This window comes from Pseudoalteromonas apostichopi (assembly GCF_030297135.1).
In the GTDB taxonomy this organism is placed as follows: domain Bacteria; phylum Pseudomonadota; class Gammaproteobacteria; order Enterobacterales; family Alteromonadaceae; genus Pseudoalteromonas; species Pseudoalteromonas apostichopi.
In genome coordinates this window covers 65503-87648 of record NZ_AP028066.1, presented here as the reverse complement: position 1 = coordinate 87648, position 22146 = coordinate 65503, and the positions used below count along the sequence as shown (strand labels likewise).

General features: G+C 41.1%; 18 protein-coding genes. 14 read left to right on the top strand and 4 right to left on the bottom strand.

Annotated elements, in window-relative coordinates:
- Positions 1 to 39: 39 nt before the first annotated feature.
- From QUE86_RS16530 to QUE86_RS16520, 3 genes are all read left to right on the top strand, one after another.
- On the top strand, positions 40 to 594 hold the full coding sequence (locus tag QUE86_RS16530; protein WP_286260667.1) for an isochorismatase family protein: 555 nt from the start codon (positions 40 to 42) through the stop codon (positions 592 to 594).
- 76 nt (positions 595 to 670) lie between these two features.
- Complete coding sequence (locus QUE86_RS16525) at positions 671 to 2137, top strand: methyl-accepting chemotaxis protein (protein WP_130052743.1); 1467 nt, start codon at positions 671 to 673, stop codon at positions 2135 to 2137.
- A 13-nt stretch (positions 2138 to 2150) separates the two neighbouring features.
- Entirely contained in the window at positions 2151 to 2636 is a 486-nt protein-coding gene (locus tag QUE86_RS16520) for a DUF6436 domain-containing protein (RefSeq protein WP_130052742.1), read from the top strand.
- Positions 2637 to 2689: 53 nt separating this feature from the next.
- Here QUE86_RS16520 and QUE86_RS16515 read toward each other — a convergent pair whose 3' ends face one another.
- Complete coding sequence (locus QUE86_RS16515) at positions 2690 to 4969, bottom strand: CHRD domain-containing protein (RefSeq protein ID WP_286260666.1); 2280 nt, start codon at positions 4967 to 4969, stop codon at positions 2690 to 2692.
- 295 nt (positions 4970 to 5264) lie between these two features.
- Between QUE86_RS16515 and QUE86_RS16510 the strand changes: the two genes are divergently transcribed.
- Positions 5265 to 5681, top strand: coding sequence for a hypothetical protein (locus QUE86_RS16510; protein WP_167657498.1), 417 nt, complete (start codon positions 5265 to 5267; stop codon positions 5679 to 5681).
- A 57-nt stretch (positions 5682 to 5738) separates the two neighbouring features.
- Here QUE86_RS16510 and QUE86_RS16505 read toward each other — a convergent pair whose 3' ends face one another.
- Positions 5739 to 6437: a hypothetical protein gene (locus QUE86_RS16505; protein ID WP_167657499.1), complete on the bottom strand. Its 699-nt coding sequence runs from the start codon at positions 6435 to 6437 to the stop codon at positions 5739 to 5741.
- Positions 6438 to 6808: 371 nt separating this feature from the next.
- On the opposite strand from QUE86_RS16505, the gene QUE86_RS16500 reads away from it, so the two are divergent.
- The 5 genes from QUE86_RS16500 (at position 6809) to QUE86_RS16480 (ending at position 13269) form a co-directional block, all read left to right on the top strand.
- Positions 6809 to 7003 carry a (2Fe-2S)-binding protein gene (locus tag QUE86_RS16500; protein ID WP_105181791.1) on the top strand — a complete coding sequence of 65 codons (195 nt, stop codon included), beginning with the start codon at positions 6809 to 6811 and terminating at the stop codon, positions 7001 to 7003.
- Between the two features lie 158 nt (positions 7004 to 7161).
- Entirely contained in the window at positions 7162 to 8694 is a 1533-nt protein-coding gene (locus tag QUE86_RS16495; RefSeq protein WP_286260665.1) for a phospholipase D family protein, read from the top strand.
- A gap of 252 nt (positions 8695 to 8946) precedes the next feature.
- Positions 8947 to 11202 carry an acyl-CoA dehydrogenase gene (locus QUE86_RS16490; RefSeq protein ID WP_286260664.1) on the top strand — a complete coding sequence of 752 codons (2256 nt, stop codon included), beginning with the start codon at positions 8947 to 8949 and terminating at the stop codon, positions 11200 to 11202.
- A gap of 145 nt (positions 11203 to 11347) precedes the next feature.
- Positions 11348 to 12295: a phosphotransferase gene (locus QUE86_RS16485; protein WP_250662232.1), complete on the top strand. Its 948-nt coding sequence runs from the start codon at positions 11348 to 11350 to the stop codon at positions 12293 to 12295.
- A gap of 2 nt (positions 12296 to 12297) precedes the next feature.
- Positions 12298 to 13269, top strand: coding sequence for a Gfo/Idh/MocA family protein (locus tag QUE86_RS16480; RefSeq protein ID WP_286260663.1), 972 nt, complete (start codon positions 12298 to 12300; stop codon positions 13267 to 13269).
- On the opposite strand, the gene QUE86_RS16475 is transcribed toward QUE86_RS16480, so the two are convergent.
- Positions 13266 to 14084 (bottom strand): hypothetical protein, encoded by an 819-nt coding sequence (locus QUE86_RS16475; RefSeq protein WP_286260662.1) that lies wholly within the window; start codon positions 14082 to 14084, stop codon positions 13266 to 13268. The two genes, QUE86_RS16480 and QUE86_RS16475, sit on opposite strands and share 4 nt — an antisense overlap.
- Positions 14085 to 14277: 193 nt before the next feature.
- Between QUE86_RS16475 and upp the strand changes: the two genes are divergently transcribed.
- From upp to QUE86_RS16450, 5 genes are all read left to right on the top strand, one after another.
- Positions 14278 to 14907 carry a uracil phosphoribosyltransferase gene (gene upp, locus QUE86_RS16470; RefSeq protein WP_130052733.1) on the top strand — a complete coding sequence of 210 codons (630 nt, stop codon included), beginning with the start codon at positions 14278 to 14280 and terminating at the stop codon, positions 14905 to 14907.
- A gap of 9 nt (positions 14908 to 14916) precedes the next feature.
- Entirely contained in the window at positions 14917 to 16155 is a 1239-nt protein-coding gene (locus QUE86_RS16465; RefSeq protein WP_130052732.1) for a uracil-xanthine permease family protein, read from the top strand.
- A gap of 138 nt (positions 16156 to 16293) precedes the next feature.
- Complete coding sequence (locus QUE86_RS16460; protein WP_130052731.1) at positions 16294 to 18036, top strand: HAD-IIB family hydrolase; 1743 nt, start codon at positions 16294 to 16296, stop codon at positions 18034 to 18036.
- Complete coding sequence (locus QUE86_RS16455) at positions 18029 to 19249, top strand: glycosyltransferase family protein (protein WP_130052730.1); 1221 nt, start codon at positions 18029 to 18031, stop codon at positions 19247 to 19249. The genes QUE86_RS16460 and QUE86_RS16455 overlap by 8 nt, the downstream gene beginning before the upstream one ends.
- Positions 19250 to 19261: 12 nt before the next feature.
- Positions 19262 to 21031 carry a sugar phosphorylase gene (locus tag QUE86_RS16450; protein ID WP_286260661.1) on the top strand — a complete coding sequence of 590 codons (1770 nt, stop codon included), beginning with the start codon at positions 19262 to 19264 and terminating at the stop codon, positions 21029 to 21031.
- A gap of 22 nt (positions 21032 to 21053) precedes the next feature.
- Here the strand turns inward: QUE86_RS16450 and QUE86_RS16445 are convergent, their stop codons facing one another.
- Positions 21054 to 22097 (bottom strand): ABC transporter substrate-binding protein, encoded by a 1044-nt coding sequence (locus QUE86_RS16445; RefSeq protein ID WP_250662225.1) that lies wholly within the window; start codon positions 22095 to 22097, stop codon positions 21054 to 21056.
- Between the last annotated feature and the right edge of the window lie 49 nt (positions 22098 to 22146).

Here is a 22146-nt window from a genome sequence, read left to right as displayed (position 1 = left end):
TGCTATAACTAGTTCAATTGTTATTTATCAGAGAAAGTGATGCGCCATTCATTTATAAGTCAAAAAAATCATGCTTTGTTATTGATTATTGACCTACAAGCAGGGCTTGAGCCGGTTATAAACGATTTTAATCAAGCTGTTAATTACACAGAAAAGTTGATTAAAGCAGCTAAGGCATTAGATATTCCCTATTTATTTACCGAACAAAATCCAACCAAGTTAGGTAAAAGTAGTGAACAGCTTTTACCCTTTATAAATGACAACAATTGCTATCACAAAATACATTTTAGCGCATGCCAAGAAGCGCAATTTAACAATCAATTGGCTGGCTTTGACCGTAAACAAGTGGTGGTAACGGGTACGGAGTCACATGTTTGTGTACTGCAAACTTGTTTAGACTTAATTGCCAATGGTTATCAAGTGTTTGTAGTGGAAGATGCCATCGCATCACGTAATGAAAAACATAAAGAGCTGGCGATTAAGCAACTATTGGCAGCAGGTGCTATTATTACATGTACAGAAAGTGTGATATTTCAATGGCTAGAAAAAGCAGGGACAGATCAATTTAGAGCACTATTGCAATTAATAAAGTGAACCATGATTCGCATCAAACCGTATTGGCTCGATTAATTGTGTTTTTGTAAATTATCTAATAATTAAGGCTTTATCTATGACGAGCGTGCGCCGCCTTTTTACTTATTTGTTCCTTCTCTTATTTATTGAGTCTTTGGTTTTAGGCTTCATCTATTCGACTTTGATAACGGGTGTGGTAACCGGTTTATTACTGCTGTCTTTACCGCTTTGGATGCTCCATAAATACCCAACGAGCAAATTAACAGCTCATGTTGTTGCTGCCGGTTGCATGATGTTTTCGTTTTTACACATCCAACAAAGCTACGGCCTCATTGAAGTTCACTTTGAAATTTTTATTTTAATGGCCGTATTGATCATGTTTGTTGAATGGCGAGTGTTCATTACAGCACTTACTTTTGTGGCCGTTCACCATTTGAGCTTTTACTTTTTACAGATAAACGAAGTCGGTTTATACGTTTTTGACCCAGACAGATTGTATTTTAGCACCGTACTTATTCATGCCGTATATGCCATTGTTGAAGCAATTGTAGCGGGTTACATTGCTAAAACCCTCCATCTTGAACGCAGTTCAGGCTTATCGTTAAGTACAACGACAGAGCAGATAATGGCCGACGAAAACAGCATTAATATTAGTTTAAGAGCGGATGATAGACATAGTGAAGCTGTGGCGGGTTTTAACCGCTTACTGGGTTTTGTATCCACTGTGATAGGTGATGTTCAAAGTCAAAGTAGTGTTTTAAAAAATCAGTCTAAACAATTACTTGAAGTACATGACGAATTACATGAGCAAGCTGTTAAGCGTGAGCAGTTATCGACGGATATAGCGCAGTCGGGTGAACGAGTTTCTGAAGGCTTTGCTCATGTTGAACATGAAAGTAATGAGCTGCAAACACAGTTTGAGCAGCTCCATTTAAGTGCAACAGAAGCACTAAATGAAGTAGCGAATACAGACAGTAAAACAGCTGAACTTGCCAATAACCTTCAAGAAGCAGACCAAAACATTAGCCAACTTGTAAGTGCATGTTCGCATATCTCTGAATTACTTAATGAGATTTCGTCAATTGCTGAGCAAACGAATTTACTTGCGCTAAACGCCGCAATTGAAGCTGCTCGAGCTGGTGAGCAAGGCCGTGGCTTTGCGGTTGTTGCTGATGAAGTAAGAAATTTGGCAACACGAAGTAAAAATACTACAGATAAAATAACCAATACACTCGAAAGCTTGATGCAAAATAGCGCATCATCAACCAAGTCGATGCAAGGTAGTGTCGCACTTATCGAACAGTTATCAGCAATTAGCTCACAGATGAAGCTGCAAATTACAGAGATGACAGAGCAGGTTAATGTTGCCGCAAGTAGTTCACAATCGGTTGCACATGTAGTGCAAAATCAAGCGGGGAATACACGTGCCATTGCCGAGAATTCACAAGCCTTAATTGCTAACCAAGCCAACGACAACCTGATGATTGAAAAACTCACCGATCGCGTCCAGTTAATTGATGTAAGTATCGATGTGCTGGAGCAAGGTATTGCTAAATTCAAATAGTAAATGGGTAATAGTGGCAACCCTGGTTTGGGTTGCCTCTGTGGCATTGGCCTTGGTGTTTGCTTACTCTCAACAAGCTAGCACCTTTGATCCAGATAAAAAGCTAGCCACAGCCAACTGGCTACCTGCTTTTCAACAAAGAATGGGGCTTGGCATCACCAATACAGATACCTTGTACATTATTGATGAAAATACCTGTGTATGCTCAACGCGTTCACAACCGCACATAACAAGCCTTAGCAGCTATGCAGCAGAACAAGGTGTTAAAGTAATAAAACTTAAACCAACATCTGCGGTTGCTGAAATTTTACCCGCTCAACCTGCCGCAGTACTTGTTTCAGAAAATCAACAGCTTGTATATGCAGGGCCATTATCAAAAGGACTCGCGTGTTCAAGTCAGAATGGCTTTGTTGAGTTAGTAATCGCAAACTTACGAGCAGGTTTTAATAGTCGGTTTATTAATTCAGATGCTGAGGGGTGTTATTGTAAAATTAATTGAGCTAGAAAGGTAAGTTAAAGAGGCCAAGTATTTTGGCCTCTGACTCTATAAAATTATTGAATTTGGCCGCGTATCTCACCGTTTGGGTTGGCAGGCGTATGGACATTTACATAATGACCGCCTGAAGCTAAAACTGAGAAAATCTCAGCATTGATCATTAAGCCAGTGCTACTCATCCAGCGATTCATATCATCACTGTCTTGAACAAGAGGAGCTAACACAGGGCCATTTTCACCTGCTACGCCGGTATGAATATGGGCTGCACTTGCATCGCTTACACCCGATGTAAGTACTTGCAGCTCAACGCTATAATCGTTTGTATTAACAAGTGCATAACCATCGCCAGATGCATCCGTTGTAACCGCGGGTACTTCTTGTTCACCACTTAACGGGAAGGTTACAAACACATAGTTATCAGTAAGGATTTGACCGCGTAGTTCACCACTTGGGTTAGCAGGAGTATGCACATTTACGTAGTGGCCACCTGATGCAAGTACTGCAAAAATATCTGCATTAATCATAGTTTTTTCAGGTGTTTGCCATAGATTCATGTTATCGCTTGATTGTTCTAACGCGGCAAGTACGTCGCCATTGGTGCCTATACGACCTGTATGAATGTGCGCTGCAGTTGCATCACTCACACCCTCGGTTAAAGCTCTTAATTCTAGATGGTAATTATCCATATTAACTAATGCATAACCACTTCCTGATGCCATGGTATCGACCGCAGGTACTTCTTGCATACCACTAAGTGGGAAAGTAACAAGCTGATAGTTGTCTGTTAGTATCTGACCTCTAATTTCGCCACCAGTGTTAGCAGGTGTATGCACGTTAACGTAATGACCACCTGATGCAAGTACCTCAAAGATCTCAGCGTTGATCATGGTATTTGCTGGTGTCATCCACATGCCTGCGTTAGTTGTTGACTGCTCAAGTGCAACGAGCACATCGCCATTTGTGCCAATTCGGCCAGTGTGAATGTGCGCTCCTGTCGCGTCATCAACACCCATTGTGTTTACCACAAGTTCTAAAGCATAGTTATCCATGTTAATTAATGCATAACCTTCACCGCTTGCATCAGTTTCGACAGCAGGAACTTCTTGCTCGCCGCTTAGTTTAAAGCTCGTAAAGCCATAGTTACTAGTTAGGATTTGCCCGCGAAGCTCGCCGCCAGCATTATCAGGTGTATGAACATTGACATAGTGACCGCCAGAAGCAAGCACTGCAAAAATATCAGCATTGATTTGTGTATTACTTGGTGTCATCCAGACATTGCTATCATCCATTGATTGTTCAAGCGCCACTAATACATCGCCATTAGTCCCGATACGACCTGTGTGAATATGCGCAGCGCTCGCATCGTCCAAGCCTGACGTTACAACAGTAAGCTCTACGCTGTAGTCAGTAGTATCAACTAGGGCATAACCATCACCATCAGCCATGGTGCTCACCATGGGTACTTCTTGATTACCACTCAAGTCAAAGGTCGCAACTGCGTAGTTGTCTGTTAAGATTTGGCCGCGAATTTCGCCACCGGCAAATTCAGGCGTATGAACATTAACATAATGACCGCCGTCTAAAAGTACTGCCAGAGTGTCGCTGTCAATCATGGTGCCTTCTGGCACTACCCAGTCGGTCATTACTTCATCGTCTTGCTCTAAAGTCACGAATACATCACCATTTGAGCCTAATTTGCCGGTGTGGATGTGAGCAGCTGTTGCGTCATCAACACCCATTGTCACTGCGCGAAGTCGTAATTCTGTTGTGGCACTGTCATAAGATGCGTAGCCATAACCCATAGCATCACTGTCATTCATAGGAACTTGCTGATCGCCGTTTAAAACAAACGTGATGATGCTGGTTGTATCAGGCACAATTTGCGCACGAAGCTCACCGTTTGCATACTGTTCAGTATGAAGGTTAATGTACCAATCACCATCCATTAAATCAGCGATTAAACTTTCATCAAGGTCGGTGATTGCGACTTCATACATACCATCGGTAGTGGCTTCAAATGCAAAAGCAACATCGCCATTAGCGCCTAAATCGCCGTCGTGTATGTGTGCTGCGCTAAAACCTTCGACTGAGCTTGCATCAAGCGTTGCACGAAATTGCATTAAACTTTCGTCAAGCTCTACTGTTGCAGTCGCTGTTTGCATTGAGTCATTCATTGGCACTTCTTGTTTGCCACTTAAAGTTACAGAATAGGTTTTGCTTGGAGTGAATTCTTGAACTGGAGGAGGTGGCGGTGGTGTGATGACTTCTTTGTTATCATCGTCATCGCTACAAGCAGTTACCAGGAGTAGGCTGCTTAATAAGAGTATGTATTTCATCGTTCTTCCTTATATCTTTGTATGTTCGGACGTTACGACGTGTCCATTTCAATAAGGCTTACGGAAGATGTTTAAAATGCGATCAAAAAAGGTTGCATAAAAGTTAATTTTTAATTCTTTAGTATTGGTTTTTGGTGAAATTAAGAATTTAAACTTTTTAGCAATTATTTGAAACTGAATATTTCTAGCAGTTTGAATTAGAGATGTTTGGCTTATTAATGGGTACGAATTATGCATTAGATTTCTTTTCGAAAATTTCTTTGTTAAACGCCAATAAATAAACGATAGGAAAACTATGCAGCTAACTTCGTACACATCCTCATTTCTAAAAGAGCCATTATTAGATCAGCAAAATAAAAATGAGCTAAACCCAGCAAGTGAAAAAGCAACAAACCTTCAAGGCTCAAAACGTCAAGAAACTGATGTCGACTCTGATCCTGAAGTAGAGACTAAATCGAAAACATCACAAACACAACAAGAGCTAGTAGCTAAAATAAAGGAGTTACAAAATAAGATTAATAGTTTAAAAAGTAACGAAGAGCTAGCTCCAGAACAACGAGAAAGTGAGTTACTAGAGCTTAATAAACAACTTGATGAAGAAATAAATACAGTCCAGCTTGCCGTAAAAAGTAATGTTTCTACGATGATAAACTCTTTGTTTGCTCCTACTTCTAGTAATCACTCTGGTATGCTGTTTAACAATAAAGCGTAAGTTCAAGGCAAAGCGCTTGTTCGCAGTGACTTTGCCAATTGCATATTTATAAGTCCGCTAAATTACATATTTTATAAGTGAGTAGATGAAAATACACATAAAAGTAAATAGGAAGAACCATTTTATGTGAACTGTTATTGGTGACCCGCGTTTGGCTGTTCTTATCATAGTGACTGGGTAATCATACTCAACAAGTGTCTTGAAGAGTTCAGGATGTTCTAAGCTCCAGTCATTTAAAGGAATTGAATCACCATAGCGAGTTTTAAAAATCACAGAAAATAGATAGGCACGCCTAGGTTGTGGATCGTTAATATCGTAGCCGCTTTTGGTGCGTGTAAAATTCCATACGGCCTCAACATTTAGTAAATCTTCTCTTTTAATTGTTCGTGGTTTTCTGTCATCGAATAAAAGTGCGGGCAGGTAAACCTGTTCTTGGTTTATTTTTATTTCGCACAAGGGGGATTCACGGATGAAGTAACGCTTATTGGCGATAAACATCTGAATTAAATAGTAACTGAGGTAAGTAATGATCACAGCGGCAATTGCACCTGCACCGGATTGTGTTTTCCAAACAAGGAGGCATGCAATGATGAATATAGCACCAGTGATTAACTTTGCTTTGAATTTCTGCGCTTTAGGTAAAGGGACTGCGCATCTCAAGATAGGTATTTCAGGTTGCACTTTCGTTTTTATGAAAGTCTGAAAAAAGATGGAGTTAAAGTTCTCACGAGTTAATTCAACTGTAGGCGCTTCCATGTGTCCTCGGTTAAAGATTAAGTGTTGGATAAAAATAGTAAAAGCAGTGCTTTATTACCAACTAAAGGGTTCGTTTTGTTGTTTTATTAAAAATGACTTATTTATCAAAACTAATTAGATGAAATCTAGCATGCATTTCAATCTAAAGAATAGCTTATAGCTAGAGCGAAACAATACCTAAAAAGTTAAAAATTTTTTCTTTACTCGCCTTGATCTAACTGCCCAAATCATAAGGGAAAATTTTTAGCTGTGTGCCATTTTGGAAATTTCGGTATAAAAGTTATGCAAATATTGCCTATAACACTATTGCGAACTATTACTGTTTAGATTAATATACTGACCATCAAGAGAAATGAGAGTGGTTTGCATTCATGTATATCTGTTTATGTCATGGTGTGACTGATAAAAAAATCGAACAAACAATTGATGATGGCGCAATGACAATGCGTGAGTTATCAAAAGAACTGCAAGTGGGTAGCCAGTGCGGCAAGTGTTGTGGTTGTTGTAAAAAAATTCTTAATCGCAAACTGATCGAGATTGCAGATATTACTGAGCAAGTAGCGTAATTACTTGCTCTTAAGCTTGCTTGCTTAACTATTTTTCCTTCGTTTAATTCTTCTAATTTATCCGCTTACTTACGAGTTTTTATTTGCTTTTAACCCCTTCATTTATTAGGGTTATAACAAAGCAGATACGTGTATCACACGGTCATTGGTAGGAAGCCATGATAATAGACTCTTCAAAATCACTTTTTTGTGTAGTACTTATTTTAATCACTGCGGGCTGTGCGCAGCTACCTTCACGAGAGTCCATTCAACCTAGCTATGCCATTGCAGCAGATACACCCAGCACCATAGGAGATGCAGTGGGTAATAATCATCCTGGGTTATCAGGGTTTTATCCTTTAGCAGATGGGGTCGATGCCTTTGTAGCTAGGTTAGCACTCATTGATTCTGCCGAGCACACCATTGATGTGCAGTACTATTTATATCACAGGCAGCAAACTACCATTTTATTTACGGCCTTTTTGTTAAAAGCCGCAGATAGAGGGGTAAGAATTCGCTTGCTGCTCGATGACTTGTCACAAGCTGACAGTGAGCTTGATTTAGCTGCACTGGCTGTTCACCCTAATATTGAAGTTCGATTATTTAATCCATTTCCTAACCGTCGTTTTAGAGCGCTTGGTTTTGTTACCAACTTTAGCCAGCTTTCTAGACGTATGCATAACAAGAGTTTTATTGTTGATAATCGAATTTTTATCACCGGTGGGCGCAACATAGGTAATGCGTATTTCTCGGCTGAAGATCACTCTGAATTTATTGATTTAGATGTGATGAGTGTTGGCGAAATAGTGCCTGAGGCATCAAAGGCATTTGATTTATATTGGAATCATCAGCTGTCTTTCCCTGTTGAAGACTTGCACGGTGAGCGTGATGAGCAATCACTTATTGATATCACTAAAACCTTATCGACCTATGTTGAGCAAAATCAGCAGAGTAATTACGTTGAGCAATTACGCGAAAGCGCCTTTGTAAAACGCTTATTGCACGATGAAATAGAATTCGATTGGCAAAAGTCTGTGTTGTTTTATGATCATCCCGATAAGGTGATGAACGACGTCAGTGAAAAATCGGTCAATATGTCGCCAATGTTATTTAAAGAAATGGGCGAGCCAAAACAAAAAGCAATTATTGTGTCGCCGTATTTTATTCCCCGTGAGCAGGGCGTTAAATTGCTAACAAACTGGGCTCAGCAGGGCGTTGATGTCACTGTACTCACTAATTCTTTAGCTGCTACCGATGTATCTGCGGTGCATGCTGGTTACAAAAAGTACCGAGAAGATCTTATAAAGGGTGGGGTTAAGCTGTGGGAGTTAAAACCCAGTGACTTAATGGCCATTAAGCGCAAAGCGGGACGTAAAGTAACCGGGTCATCACAGGCAAGTTTGCACGCAAAAACCATGACCTTTGATGATGAAAAGATTTTTGTGGGTACCATGAACCTCGACCCCCGCTCAATTGATTTAAATACCGAGATGGGTGTATTAATCGAAAGCAAAAAGCTTAGCCGCTTTTTGGCCCATTGGGTTGATAATCAAATGCCCGAATATGCTTGGAAAGTCGAGCTTAAAGAGGATGATTTAGTTTGGCTCGACACAGTGAGTAATGAGCAGTTTGATGAAGAACCACAAACTTCTTCTTGGCGACGTTTTCAAGTGTGGTTTATTTCGTTATTCCCCATCGAAGATGAGCTCTAAGCCATTCCTTCAGCATTTATACCTAAGCCCAACTTTTTAGTTGGGCTTTTTGTTATCAGCCTTTAGTTGTTAACCATTTCGGGATAAAAAAAGTATTTGAGCGTACACGTGTAAACCCAATATATTCAAGTGCTTAGCATGCAAAGAAAAAATAAATATAAAAAAATGTTAAAAAAACTGGTTGGACCAATTGATCTATTGTTCATTTTATGACGTAATGTAGGTATTACTATCTGGTCGGATGAGTTTATTATGAGCTTACGTACAAAATTAAAAAAAGTATTACCTAGTATTTCAATTACAGAACAAGAAGCGTTAGATGCGGGTGATGTTTGGTTAGAAGGTTCAATCTACCAAGGTAAACCTGATTTCGATGCACTTCGTGACGTGCCAGCAGCTAAGCTGAGCGCTGAAGAGCAAGCATTCTTAGATGGCCCAGTGAAAGAATTATTATCAATGATTGATGATTCTGAAATTCAAAATGGTGTTCATCTTCCTGACTACATTCTTGATTTCTTGAAAAAAGAGCGTTTTTTCTCGCTTATCATTCCTAAATCATTCGGCGGTTTAGAATTCAGCCCTTATGCAAACTCTACAATCGTTGCGACTATCGCGACGAAGAGTTCTGCGGTTGCGGTAACCGTGATGGTTCCTAACTCATTAGGCCCAGGTGAGTTATTGCTTCACTTTGGTACAAAAGAGCAACAAGATCACTACTTACCACGTCTTGCAAATGGTCGTGATATTCCTTGTTTCGCACTAACTAGCCCAGAAGCGGGTTCGGATGCGGGTGGCATTCCAGATATTGGTGTTGTTAAACGTGGTCAGTTCAATGGCGAAGAAGTGTTAGGTTTAGAAATTACCTGGGACAAACGTTACATCACACTTGCGCCAATTGCGACAGTGTTAGGTTTAGCATTTAAAGTTGTTGACCCTGATGGTTTACTAGGTGGCAAAGAAAACCTAGGTATTACCTGTGCGCTTATCCCTAAAGATCACCCAGGTGTTGAACTTGGTAATCGTCATGATCCTATGGGTATCCGTTTTTATAATGGTACGACACGCGGCGAAAAAGTATTTGTACCAATGGATTTCATCATTGGTGGTCAAAAGAACATCGGTCGTGGCTGGCAAATGCTGGTTAGCTGTTTAGGCGCAGGTCGTGGTATTTCGTTACCGGCGCTTGGTGTTAGTTCATCACAAGTAGCATTTAAAGGTGCTTCAGAGTACGCAGCAGTTCGTGAGCAGTTTGGTCTTGCGATTGGTCAATTCGAAGGCATCCAAGAAAAGCTTGCTGATATCGCAGGTAAAACTTACCTTCAAGAAGCGATGCGTGTATTAACAACAGAAGGTTTAGGCATGGGCTTAAAACCATCTGTAGTCACTGCAATTGCTAAATACCATATGACAGAAATTGGTCGTAACGTGCTTGATTCAGCAATGGATATACAAGCAGGTAAAGCGATTCAAAATGGTCCACAAAACACATTAGCAAGTGGTTATGTTGCACAACCAATCGCAATCACGGTTGAAGGTGCAAACATTCTTACTCGTAACTTAATGATTTTTGGTCAAGGTGTAATGCGTTGTCATCCTTACCTGCAATCTATGGTTGAGTCTATCCACAGCGAAGACAAAAATGCAGATAAAGAATTCAATAGCATTTTACGTAAAACAGTAGGCTACAGTGTAGCTAACAGCTTACGTGCTTTCCGTTTAGGTGTATTACCGTTTACTGCGGGTGCTAAATCGTCACTACCCGAAGTACGTGAATACGAAAAAGCAGCGCACAAACTATCTGCAAAACTTGCAGTTTACGCTGACTTCTCGTTATTGGTACTGGGTGGCAAACTTAAACAAGCAGAAATGTTATCTGCACGTTTAGGCGACGTAATGAGCTTCTTATATGCTGCCATGGCATCGATTAAATACTACGAGCAAAAAGTAGCAAGCAGTGAACGTGAGCAAGCTGCGCCTTACTTCCACTATGCGACTCGCTTTGCACTACAAAGCGCTGAAGAAGCATTGCATAAGTTCTTAGATAACTTCCCTGCAAGTGGTACTCGTAAGTTTATGCGTTTCATTACTATGAACTATTCAATGAAGATGCCTAAGATCAGCGATGATTTAATTCGTGAACTTGCGACTCAAGCGCAAATGGATACCGCATTTAAAGCGCAAATCACTCACTTGGTTAACCCAATTGAAGGTGATGGTCATTACATCAATGAGCAAGCGTACAAAGCAAAAATGGCGTGCCTTGATTTACTTAAGAAAGTTAAAAAAGCACTGCGTGCTAAAACTATTAAGCCGGGCGTTCGTTTTGCAGAAACGCTTGATAATGCACTAGTTGCAAGTGTTATCAACGAAGAAGAGTACGCAAAACTGATTGATTACAACAAGAAACGTGAAAAAGCGATTCGTGTTGATGAGTTTGACTTTGATATGAACTTACTGGATGACAATGCAAAGCCAGTAAACCCACTTAAAAGTGTGGTAAACGAGTAATTCAACAATGCAAGTCCTGAGCAGTATTAGGACTTTATCTTCGAAAACCCGTGTTTAGCACGGGTTTTTTATTGCCTATAGGCCGTTGTGCCAGTAGCTAATTTCACCTACCATTGCCATCAGTTTATATAAATTACAGAGCGTTATGGATCTTAGGCAATTTGTTACATCTCACTTTTCAAACATTACAGGTTTGCAGCAAGCGGCATCAGTATGGAGCGGTTGCGGTGAGATTATTCGTTGCCAAATGGATGGTACTGCTGCGGTAATTAAAGCGATTGAAGTGCCTAGCCAGATCAATCATAGTCGTATAAAACAAAGTGATTTTGCGCTTGCCAGAAAGCGCCAATCTTACTTAGTCGAATTTAATTGGTATCGGCGTTACGCTAAGCAATTACCCCATGAAGCTGCGGCTATCCACTGCATTGAGGCAATACAAGAGGGCAGTAAGCAAGCGCTGTTATTTAGTGATTTCAGTGCACTTGGCTACCAGCAAGCAAGTGCTACACACAGCGACATTCAAGCAATTATAAACTGGCTTGCACATTTTCATGCTTTTCATTTAGCAAGCTCTGCTGGTGGACTTTGGCCGCGAGGTAGTTACTGGCATTTAGCAACGCGGCCTGATGAGCTACAGCGTATGAGCGATTTAAGCTTAAAAGCGCAGGCACACGCTATTGATACTGCGTTGAGTGAGTCACCTTACCAAACGTTAATTCATGGCGATGCTAAGCTTGCCAATTTTGCTATTTTGCCACAAAACCAGCACGTTCTTGGCTATGATTTTCAATACGTTGGCAAGGGAATTGGGGTGATTGATGTGATGTACTTTTTAGGTAGTTGTTTAGATGATGCAGCATTAAAATCAGTTGCAGATGACTATTTAAATCGCTATTTTGATACCTTCACACAAGCACTAAAGCGCTATCAACCGAGTGTCAATCCTGCGCATGTCGTTAGCAGTTGGCAAGCGCTTTGGTGTTACGCATGGAGCGATTTTTATCGCTTTTTAGCAGGTTGGAGCCCTGATCATGCAAAAATAAACGGCTACATGCAGCAGCAATTTGTAACGTATTTAGAAATAAAGGATTAACAATGAATAAGCCAATGCGATTTGCCATTATCGGCTGTGGTGCAGTAACCGAACTGAAAAGCGGCCCTGCTTATCAACAAGCAGAAGGTATTGCGCTTATTGGGGTGACACGCCGCGACCTTGAAAAAGCCCATGATTACGCTAAACGCCATAATGTTGCAAAGGTGTTCGCATCGCCAAGCGAACTAATTAACGATAACAGTGTTGATGCAGTATATATTGCCACGCCGCCAGATAGCCATAAAGCGTATGCTCTTGAGGTTGCAGCGGCAGGTAAACCTTGCTGTATTGAAAAGCCGCTGGCACCGAGTTATCAAGATAGCCTTGACATTGTCGCAGCGTTTAAAGAGGCTAAACAGCCGCTATTTGTGGCTTATTATCGCCGTTCGTTACCGCGCTTTAATCAAGTTAAACAGTTACTAGAACAAGGTGTTATTGGTAAGCCTCGTCATGTTAGTTGGCATTTAAGTAAAGCTCCTAACGCCCTTGATTTATCGGGTGAGTATAACTGGCGCACAGATCAAAACGTGGCACGAGGTGGTTACTTTGACGATTTAGCCAGCCATGGCCTTGATTTACTTGCCTACCTTTTAGGTGATTTTAATAAGGTGCATGGTTTATGTGCCAATCAACGAGGCTTATATTCTGCATTTGATGCTATTACTGCGCACTGGCAGCATCATTCTGGCGTTACCGGCACTGGGAGCTGGAACTTTGCTTCAGCGAATCGTTTTGATGATGTGATGATTTATGGCAGTGAAGGCGAGCTTAGCTTTAGTGTTTTTGATGAAAAGCCGATTGTGCTTAACAACGCACAGGGCAAACAACAGTTCATAGTTGATAACCCTGCACATATTCAACAATATCATGTTGAAAACATTGCAAACTATTTTCATGCTCAGCAGCCACACCCATCCACCGGTGAAACCGCACTACATACAAGCTGGGTTATGGAACAGATTTTATCGGCTTAGTGCTCAAACGCTGCATTGAAGGCATTTACAATTTGGGTGTTTTCACCTTCATGAAATAGTGCCATTAGCCGCTCACTAATTAAAGTGCGTATCTTTTCGGTTTTAAGCGCCTTGTCGAACAGCGCGACTGCTTGTTTGCCGACCTCTGTTGGTGAACAAGCAATATAACCAAACACCGCGACTTTTTCTGGCTTAAGGCTGATATAGCGAATACTACTTAGATCCTGTGCTCGTTTATAACGGTTACTAAATATAGTTTGATATTCTAAAACGGCATCAATTTTATTTTGAAATAACATTTGTCCGAGCCTTGGTGCATTTCTTGCCCCATCGAGTATGAAAAAATGCTCATCATTTAAACGTACAAACTGATCAATCTCTTCTGAGTATGACCGACCTTTAACTATGCCTATTGTTAAATCGTATTGAAAAATAGCTTGCACTAGTGTGATTGAGTCTGGAATGGTGGGCTTATTAAATACCACTAGCTTATTAGGGGGAAAAGCCATTATTGGGTATTGGCTGAACACAGCATGGGCCTCGCGCTCAGGGGTTTTTAATTTATTGTACAAGCAAGCATTATTCATTTTGCTTAATTGCTGCCATTCTCTTAACCGGCTTGCAGGTATAAAGCGCAGGCTGATTTCATCGCCTAGCTCAGTTGCAACAGCAAGTAAGAACTTGGTGGCTTCATTTTTTGGATTACCACCATCTTGCGGAACAAAATCAGCCATAACTTGAATATTGAGTGTTTCACTGTGGGTAGGTAGGCAAAAGCTACAAAGTAGTATCGAAGTAAGGATAAACGTTTTCATTACTGCAGGGCCAAAAATAAATAAAGTGTTAAAGATTGCCGATACGTGTTGTTGCAAAAAAATTAATATTTGCAATGTCCTGTATGATTTTAGACCAGAACAAGAAATTAATGCAGTGAGTGTGCATTTTTTGCAGTCGAGAAGACTATTTTGCGCTAAAATAGGCGTAATTTATTTCATTTAGGTTCTACTTATGTCTATCCATGTAATTACTCATCCGTTAGTTCAACACAAACTTGGCCTTATGCGCGCACAAGGTATTAGCACAAAAAGTTTCCGTGAGCTTTCGTCTGAAGTAGGTACCTTGCTTACTTACGAAGCAACAAAAAACCTACCATTAGAAAGCGTGCAAATCACAGGGTGGGATGGTTCAACTTTAGATGTAGAGCATATTAAAGGAAAAAAAATTACTGTTGTGCCTATTCTTCGCGCCGGTCTTGGCATGATGGATGGCGTAATGCAATTATTACCTGCTGCAAAAGTAAGTGTGGTAGGTCTTCAGCGCAATGAAGAAACACTTGAACCAGTGCCTTATTTTGAAAAACTAGTTGGCAAAATTGATGAGCGTTTAAGTCTTGTTATTGACCCAATGCTGGCAACGGGCGGCTCAATGATCGCAACTATCGATATGCTGAAAAAAGCAGGCTGTAAAGATATTAAAGTGATTGTATTAGTGGCTGCACCAGAAGGCGTAGAAAAAACCCTTGCAGCGCACCCAGATGTTGAAATTTTCACAGCATCTTTAGACAGTCACTTAAACGAAAAAGGATATATTATTCCAGGCTTAGGAGATGCCGGTGATAAGATTTTTGGCACAGTGTAAGGCGCTCACGTGGAAAATCATCAAACATTTTCGTTAAAAACCATTCTAACAGGCGCGCAAATGCTGTTTGTAGCATTTGGTGCATTGGTACTTGTGCCGTTACTGACAGGCCTTGACCCAAATGTGGCTTTATTTACCGCAGGCTTAGGAACGTTACTGTTTCATGTGGTTACCAAAGGCCAAGTTCCTATCTTTTTAGCATCGTCTTTTGCTTTTATTGCACCCATTATCGCCTCAGTACAAATGTGGGGCATTCCTGCAACAATGGGCGGTTTAATGGTGGCAGGCTTTTGCTATTTTGCGCTTAGCTTGATTGTAAAGTTTAAAGGCGTAAATGCTCTGCATAAAGTGTTACCGCCTGTGGTTGTTGGCCCAGTTATTATGGTGATAGGTTTAGCCTTAGCGCCGGTTGCCGTGAATATGGCAATGGGTAAAGCTGGTGATGGCAGTGCGCAATTAGTTCCTTATGCGCAAGCTATTTGGGTTTCAGGTTTATCATTACTGGTTACGTTAATTTTTGCTGTTTGGGGCAAAGGTGTATTTAAACTTATCCCTATTCTCGCTGGCGTTATTGCAGGTTACCTTGCTTCGTTATTTATAGGTATTGTTGAATTTAGTGCGGTTACTCAAGCAAACTGGTTTGCTGTGCCGGCATTTACTTATCCTGAGTTTAAGTGGCAAGCTATTTTGTTTATGGTACCTGTGGCAATTGCTCCGGCCATTGAACATATTGGTGACATGATGGCAATTAGCCAAGTAACAGGTAAAGACTATTTAAAGAAACCGGGTTTACATCGCACTTTACTCGGTGATGGCTTAGCAACCTCTGCGGCATCGGTTTTTGGTGGTCCACCTAATACTACTTACTCTGAAGTAACAGGTGCGGTTATGCTTACGCGTAACTTCAACCCTCGAGTGATGCTTTGGACTGCAATCATCGCAATTGTGCTCGCGTTTGTGGCAAAAATGGGCGCGGGATTACAAACTATTCCGGTTCCTGTGATGGGTGGCATCATGATTTTACTATTTGGTTCTATTGCTGTTGTTGGTTTAAATACCTTAGTAAAATCAGGTGAGGACCTTACTGCGCCTCGTAACCTGACTATCATCGCACTGATTTTAGTGTTTGGAATCGGTGGTATGCATATTGGTGGTGACGAGTTTAGTTTGCAGGGTGTGAGCTTATGCGCAATTTTGGGGATTATCTTAAATGCTGTCCTCCCCAAAGCAGTGCAACAAGCTGATTAGAACTGAATAACTGCTGGAATATTGCACCAAAAAAGCGCATTAAATATGCGCTTTTTTTGTAACTATATAAAAAATAAGGAATTATAAAACTGGTCTACTAACTGCATTTATCTCTATGTCATACTGGTAGGAGCGATTATGCAAGAGGCAAATGTTGTGGATATTACCCCGTTTTTAGCGAAGCATCAGTTACCACTCAAGTATCAATACTTAAGTGAGCAGTTTTTTATACCCCTCGCGCACGATATCTTGAGCGCAAAAATGACCGGCCAACCTATGTTGGTGGCTATCAACGGCTGCCAAGGTTCAGGTAAAACAACTCTCGCTGATTTTTTAGTGACTTGGGTTAATAGTAATACCGAATTTAATAGCGTGTCATTATCAATCGATGACTTTTATTTAAGCCGTGATGCACGCAATGAGCTTGCTAAAGATGTTCATCCTTTGTTTGCGAGTCGTGGGGTACCGGGTACGCATGATACGCAATTAATGGAACAAACCTTATCGGCTTTGTTGGCAGGTAAAATGGATGTGCCACTACCTCAATTTGACAAGCTAACCGATGATCCTGTGCCACAATCGCAATGGCCTAGTAACCAAAAACCGATTGATATCGTGTTTTTTGAAGGCTGGTGTGTAGCCAGTACACCGCAGCAACCTTATCAACTACAAACTCCAGTTAATGAATTAGAGCAACTAGAAGATGCCGACGGCATTTGGCGTCGCTGCGTAAATAGTTGCTTAGCGAATGAATATCAAAATGTATTCGCAATGGCTGATTACACCATTATGTTAAAAGCGCCTTCATTTGAAGATGTGTATGCTTGGCGGTTAGAGCAGGAGCATAAGTTAATCGCCAAAAAAGGCGAAGGGCAGGGTACTTTTGATGAACAGAGTTTAAAACGTTTTATCTCTCATTTTGAGCGTATTACGCGTGAAAATTTAGCAACCCTCGCGCAGAGTGTAGATGCTTTATTATTGCTCGACACAGAGCGTGACATCACTAAGATGGAACTACTCGCTGACCAAATTGCTCAGCCACTTATTTTTACTGACTTAGACGGCACATTGCTCGATCACGATAGCTACGAATGTGAGGTGATCAAACCATTTTTGGCAAAGTTGAATGATACCGGTGTCAATGTCATTTTTAATACCAGCAAAACCTTTGCTGAAGTCACTGATATTCAAAACGGTTTGGCTCATCATCAACCTTTTATTGTTGAAAATGGCGCGGCTGTTTACATCCCGAAAGACTATTTTAAAGTAAAGCCGATTGGCTGTGATGAATATCAAGGTTATTGGCGCTTCGCTATGACACAAAGTACCGATAAATTGCATGAAGATCTTAAACGATATGCGAGTGATTATAGTCATTGTGTACGCTTATTTAGTCAATTTAGTGCACAAGAAATAGCCGAATTAACAGGGCTACCCGTCGATAAAAGTGAACTGGCTTTACAAAGACAGTACTCAGATCCGGTTTGTTTCTCGGGCAGCGATGAAGAAAAACAAGGCCTGATAGATGCAATGAGCCAAGCTGGCTACGAAGTGCTTGTTGGCGGGCGTTTTATCCATTTAACCAAAGGTAACAACAAAGGGCTTGCACAAAAGTGGCTGTTAAATCAGTTTAAAAAAGCCTATCGCAATCCATTTACTGTGATTGCCCTTGGCGACAGTCAAAACGATGTAGCCATGCTAAAGGCGGCCGATACCGCCATATTAATCAATAACCCTGGCAGCCAAGTTCAATCACAAATACTACAAAAAGCCTGGCAGCTCAGCGAAAAACCAGCCCCTGCGGGTTGGGTTCAAGAAGTTTCTGCGTTAACTATCATCAAAGCGCGTTTTGCAGCAAAACAGGAGCAATCTCATGGCTGATTTCTATCAAAATGGCATTATCACTACGCTACACAATATTGCTGATCGCCCAGTAGAAGAACTAGAAAAAGAGTTGTTGGGCTTTTCTAAACAACGCCCAATGGGCCTTATATTACCCTCGCTTTACAGTGAGTTAGAAGGGCCAGCTTTGCAAAATATTATTGCTGAGCTGAAACATGTGCCTTACTTATCGCAAATAACCATTGGCCTTGATCGCGCCGACGAAAGCCAATATCGCCATGCACTGCAGTTTTTTGCAGAGCTTGATCAACACCATAAGGTACTTTGGAATGATGGCCCGCGTCTACAAGCCCTTGATAAAGAACTTCAAAAGTTAGGTGTTGCGCCACGAGAATTAGGTAAAGGCCGTAATGTTTGGTATTGCATGGGTTATAAACTCGCCACCTCAAAAGTGGAATCAATTGCATTACATGACTGTGATATATTGACATACGATAGAGCACTTTTAGCTCGCTTGATTTACCCTGTTGCTCATCCTCGTTTTAACTATGAGTTTTGTAAAGGGTTTTACCCTCGCACTGCAGAAGGCAAAATCAATGGCCGTGTATCTCGTTTATTAGTTACGCCATTACTGCGTTCATTTAAAACGATCTTGGGCAGTAGTGATTATCTAGAGTATATGGATTCGTTTCGATATCCATTAGCTGGAGAGTTTTCATTCCGTCGCGATGTACTCAACGATATCCGTATTCCAAGTGACTGGGGCTTAGAAATTGGCGTGTTATCAGAGATGTATCGCAATTACTCGCATAATCGTTTATGTCAGGTTGATATTGCTGATAACTATGACCATAAACATCAAGACTTATCACTAGGCAATCAAGCTGCGGGCTTGTCGAAAATGTCGATTGATATAACTAAAGCTCTATTCAGAAAGCTGGCTACTCAAGGGGTTACTTTTACGAGCGAAACAATTCGTTCATTAAAAGCAACGTATTATCGTATCGCCCTCGACTTTATTGAAACATATCACAATGATGCGCTTATGAATGGTTTAACATTGGATATTCACCAAGAAGAGAAAGCCGTTGAAATGTTTGCACAAAATATTATGAATGCGGGTCAGCATTTTCTAGAAAACCCAATGGAAGCACCATTTGTGCCGAGTTGGAACAGAGTAGCCTCGGCAATGCCAGATGTATTTGCTCGCTTAGAAGAAGCCGTAGAGCTTGATAACAAAGAATATATTTAACGGGGAAGGCACGTGACTTTAGAGCTACTCCAACAAAGGGTTATTCAGCATTTAACCTGCATCTACGGCGAGGTTGAACTATCAACAACGCTTGAACAACTCGCAGACAGATTAATCGATACCATGTTAGGTGATGATCCTGTCCGTGACCCAACGCCGCATAAAAACCGTTGGGATGAGCAAGATATGATTTTAATCGCCTATGGTGATTCGATTATTCGCCATGCTAACACGGATGAAGCGGTTGCTAAGCCTGAAGAGCCGCCTTTGCATACCTTACATCGCTTTGTAAAAAACCAATGCTTGCCTGAACTTAATGCATTACACATTTTGCCATTTTACCCGTATAGTTCAGATGAAGGCTTCGCGGTAATGAACTATGTGCAAGTGAATGAAGCGTTAGGCAGTTGGCAGCATATCCGCGATATTTCGAAGGATGTCAGGTTGATGGCTGATTTAGTGATCAATCATTGCTCTAGCAGAAGTGTTTGGTTTGAAAACTTTATTCAAGGCAAAGAGCCTGGTAAGAGTTATTTTAAAACAGCAAGCCCGAGTGACGATCTTGTTCAAGTTGTTCGCCCGCGAACATCGCCTCTTTTACAAGCGGTTGAAACAAAAAACGGTTTGCGACATGTATGGTGTACGTTTAGCCACGATCAAGTCGACTTTGATTTTGCCAACCCAGATGTGCTCAATGAGTTTGTCAGCATTATTCGTCATTATTTAGATAATGGTGTACGAATTTTCCGCCTCGATGCGGTGGCATTTTTATGGAAAAAGCTGAATACCCGCTGCATTAACCTACCAGAAACTCACGAAGTGATCAGATTACTTCGCACCCTGATAGAGCATTTTGAGCCTAACGTGATTATTATCACTGAAACCAATATTCCAAACCGCGAAAACCTCTCTTATTTTGGTAATGCCAACGAAGCACATTGTATTTACAATTTCTCATTACCGCCTTTGCTATTACATACCTTACTGAGTGGCGATAGCACCGCATTAAAGCACTGGATGATGAGCATGCCACCCCCTCAAGAAGGGACTGCATACTTTAACTTTATAGCATCACATGATGGTATAGGTTTAAGGCCTGTCGAAGGGTTATTGGAGCAAAGTGAAATTGCCGAAATGGTCAGTACCACGGCTAAATATGGCGGTAAAGTATCATTACGTACCGCACCAGATGGCACCAACACCCCTTATGAGTTAAACATCGCATTGTTTGATGCGCTGCAAGGTACCCATAAAGGCCCAGATAAATGGGGGGTTGCACGCTTTTTATGTGCGCATGCCATTATGTTTGCACTTGAAGGTATTCCAGGTTTGTATATTCATAGCTTACTCGGTACTACCAATGATTATGAACGCTTTGAAAACAGCCAACATAACCGAGCGATTAACCGTCACCGCTGGCAAGAGTCAGATTTACTTGCCAAGTTGAGTAACGAAAATGCTCATCATCGTACTGTGTTTAAAGCGATGAAAAACCTAATGGCTATTCGTAAGGCACAAAGCGCTTTTCACCCTAATGCAACGCAATATACATTACATTTAAGCGAGGGGTTATTTGGTTTTTGGCGACAAAGTATCAACCGTTCGCAAAGTATGTTTTGTGTTTATAACATTAGTGACGAGACGCAAACTCTTACTCTTGCCGACTTAAATTTGATTGGTACTGAGCAGTGGCGTGATTTAATCAGCGGTGAGCAAATTACCGAGCAGACAAAAACCATGTCGCTAACCCCATACCAAGCTGTATGGCTCAGCAATAAATGAAGGCAGGCACTGTAAATGCCCTTTACAGTGCGCTTTTTGTTGCCTCTAAGAGAAGAGATTCAACACTAAAAGGAAGAGGTGTTATATGTGCTTTACTGAAAACGCGAAAGTTAATTGCCAAGTTATCACTGTGAATTTGTTCAACGAGTTTAAGCGTTTGTTCGTTATGTTGACTGAAAATGGCCACTTTTTGATGAATAGGTCCAGAGGAGTGTTTATTCAGTAAGTCATGGATATTCACCACTGCTAAAGCCCCCAGCGTAACATGACCACCGATAGTGACGTCTATTTTTTCTGCTACAGCTCGAAGCGGCCAGTTAATTGCACCAACTAATACTTCTTTGCGTTTGTTTAATTCATCAAGCGCAGCAATCGCTCCTAAGGCCATAGCATCGTTGGCTGCCCAAACAATATTAATGGTTGGTTGATGGCTAAAAAAGCCAAGGCTATGACGATACGCTTGTGTTGCTGACCAGTTGGCAACTGTTTTCGCCGTGATGTGTGTATTATCATGCGTTAATACACTTTGTTTTAAACCTTGCTCCCTATCAAGTGCTGCATGAGTCGTGTAATCGCCATTAATCGCAAAAACACTAGCAGCTTGTTGACTATTTTCAATCAGCTTATTGGCAAGAAGTTGCCCCGCTTGTTTATTATCGGGTACCACGCTACCTGTGATATTAATACCATGATCAATCAATCTTTTTAGTTCTTTTTCAGATGGGCGGTTAAGTAAAAAGTAGATCGGCGTAGAAGTGTGTTCTATGCTCAAAAGATGTTGGGTTAGCACGCTTTTCTCATCAACTAAAATCAGCATATCTGGCTTTGCTTTAATCGCTTTAGCCACTAATGACTTCATTTCAATATGATTTCGGTTGGCATAATGGATGGTTAAATCGAGATCAAAGTCTTTGGCAGCGTCACGCATCATCTGCGACACTTCAAACCAAAACGGGCCCGTGACATTAGTATCGGCATGGCCAGGATTTATAAAAATAACACTTTGCTTGGCAAATACACTCGGTAAGCAAAATAGGCAGATAGTGAAAAATACCGTTTTTAGCATGGGTAAGTTAAGTTAATTGACTGATTTGCCCTAGTATATAACTTGAATT

Coding starts and splice junctions, on each gene's coding strand:
- QUE86_RS16530 (WP_286260667.1), top strand. CDS start 40: ATGCGCCATTCATTTATAAGTCAAAAAAATCATGCTTTGTTATTGATT.
- QUE86_RS16525 (WP_130052743.1), top strand. CDS start 671: ATGACGAGCGTGCGCCGCCTTTTTACTTATTTGTTCCTTCTCTTATTT.
- QUE86_RS16515 (WP_286260666.1), bottom strand. CDS start 4,969: ATGAAATACATACTCTTATTAAGCAGCCTACTCCTGGTAACTGCTTGT.
- QUE86_RS16510 (WP_167657498.1), top strand. CDS start 5,265: ATGCAGCTAACTTCGTACACATCCTCATTTCTAAAAGAGCCATTATTA.
- QUE86_RS16505 (WP_167657499.1), bottom strand. CDS start 6,437: ATGGAAGCGCCTACAGTTGAATTAACTCGTGAGAACTTTAACTCCATC.
- QUE86_RS16500 (WP_105181791.1), top strand. CDS start 6,809: ATGTATATCTGTTTATGTCATGGTGTGACTGATAAAAAAATCGAACAA.
- QUE86_RS16495 (WP_286260665.1), top strand. CDS start 7,162: ATGATAATAGACTCTTCAAAATCACTTTTTTGTGTAGTACTTATTTTA.
- QUE86_RS16490 (WP_286260664.1), top strand. CDS start 8,947: ATGAGCTTACGTACAAAATTAAAAAAAGTATTACCTAGTATTTCAATT.
- QUE86_RS16485 (WP_250662232.1), top strand. CDS start 11,348: ATGGATCTTAGGCAATTTGTTACATCTCACTTTTCAAACATTACAGGT.
- QUE86_RS16480 (WP_286260663.1), top strand. CDS start 12,298: ATGAATAAGCCAATGCGATTTGCCATTATCGGCTGTGGTGCAGTAACC.
- QUE86_RS16475 (WP_286260662.1), bottom strand. CDS start 14,084: ATGAAAACGTTTATCCTTACTTCGATACTACTTTGTAGCTTTTGCCTA.
- upp (WP_130052733.1), top strand. CDS start 14,278: ATGTCTATCCATGTAATTACTCATCCGTTAGTTCAACACAAACTTGGC.
- QUE86_RS16460 (WP_130052731.1), top strand. CDS start 16,294: ATGCAAGAGGCAAATGTTGTGGATATTACCCCGTTTTTAGCGAAGCAT.
- QUE86_RS16455 (WP_130052730.1), top strand. CDS start 18,029: ATGGCTGATTTCTATCAAAATGGCATTATCACTACGCTACACAATATT.
- QUE86_RS16445 (WP_250662225.1), bottom strand. CDS start 22,097: ATGCTAAAAACGGTATTTTTCACTATCTGCCTATTTTGCTTACCGAGT.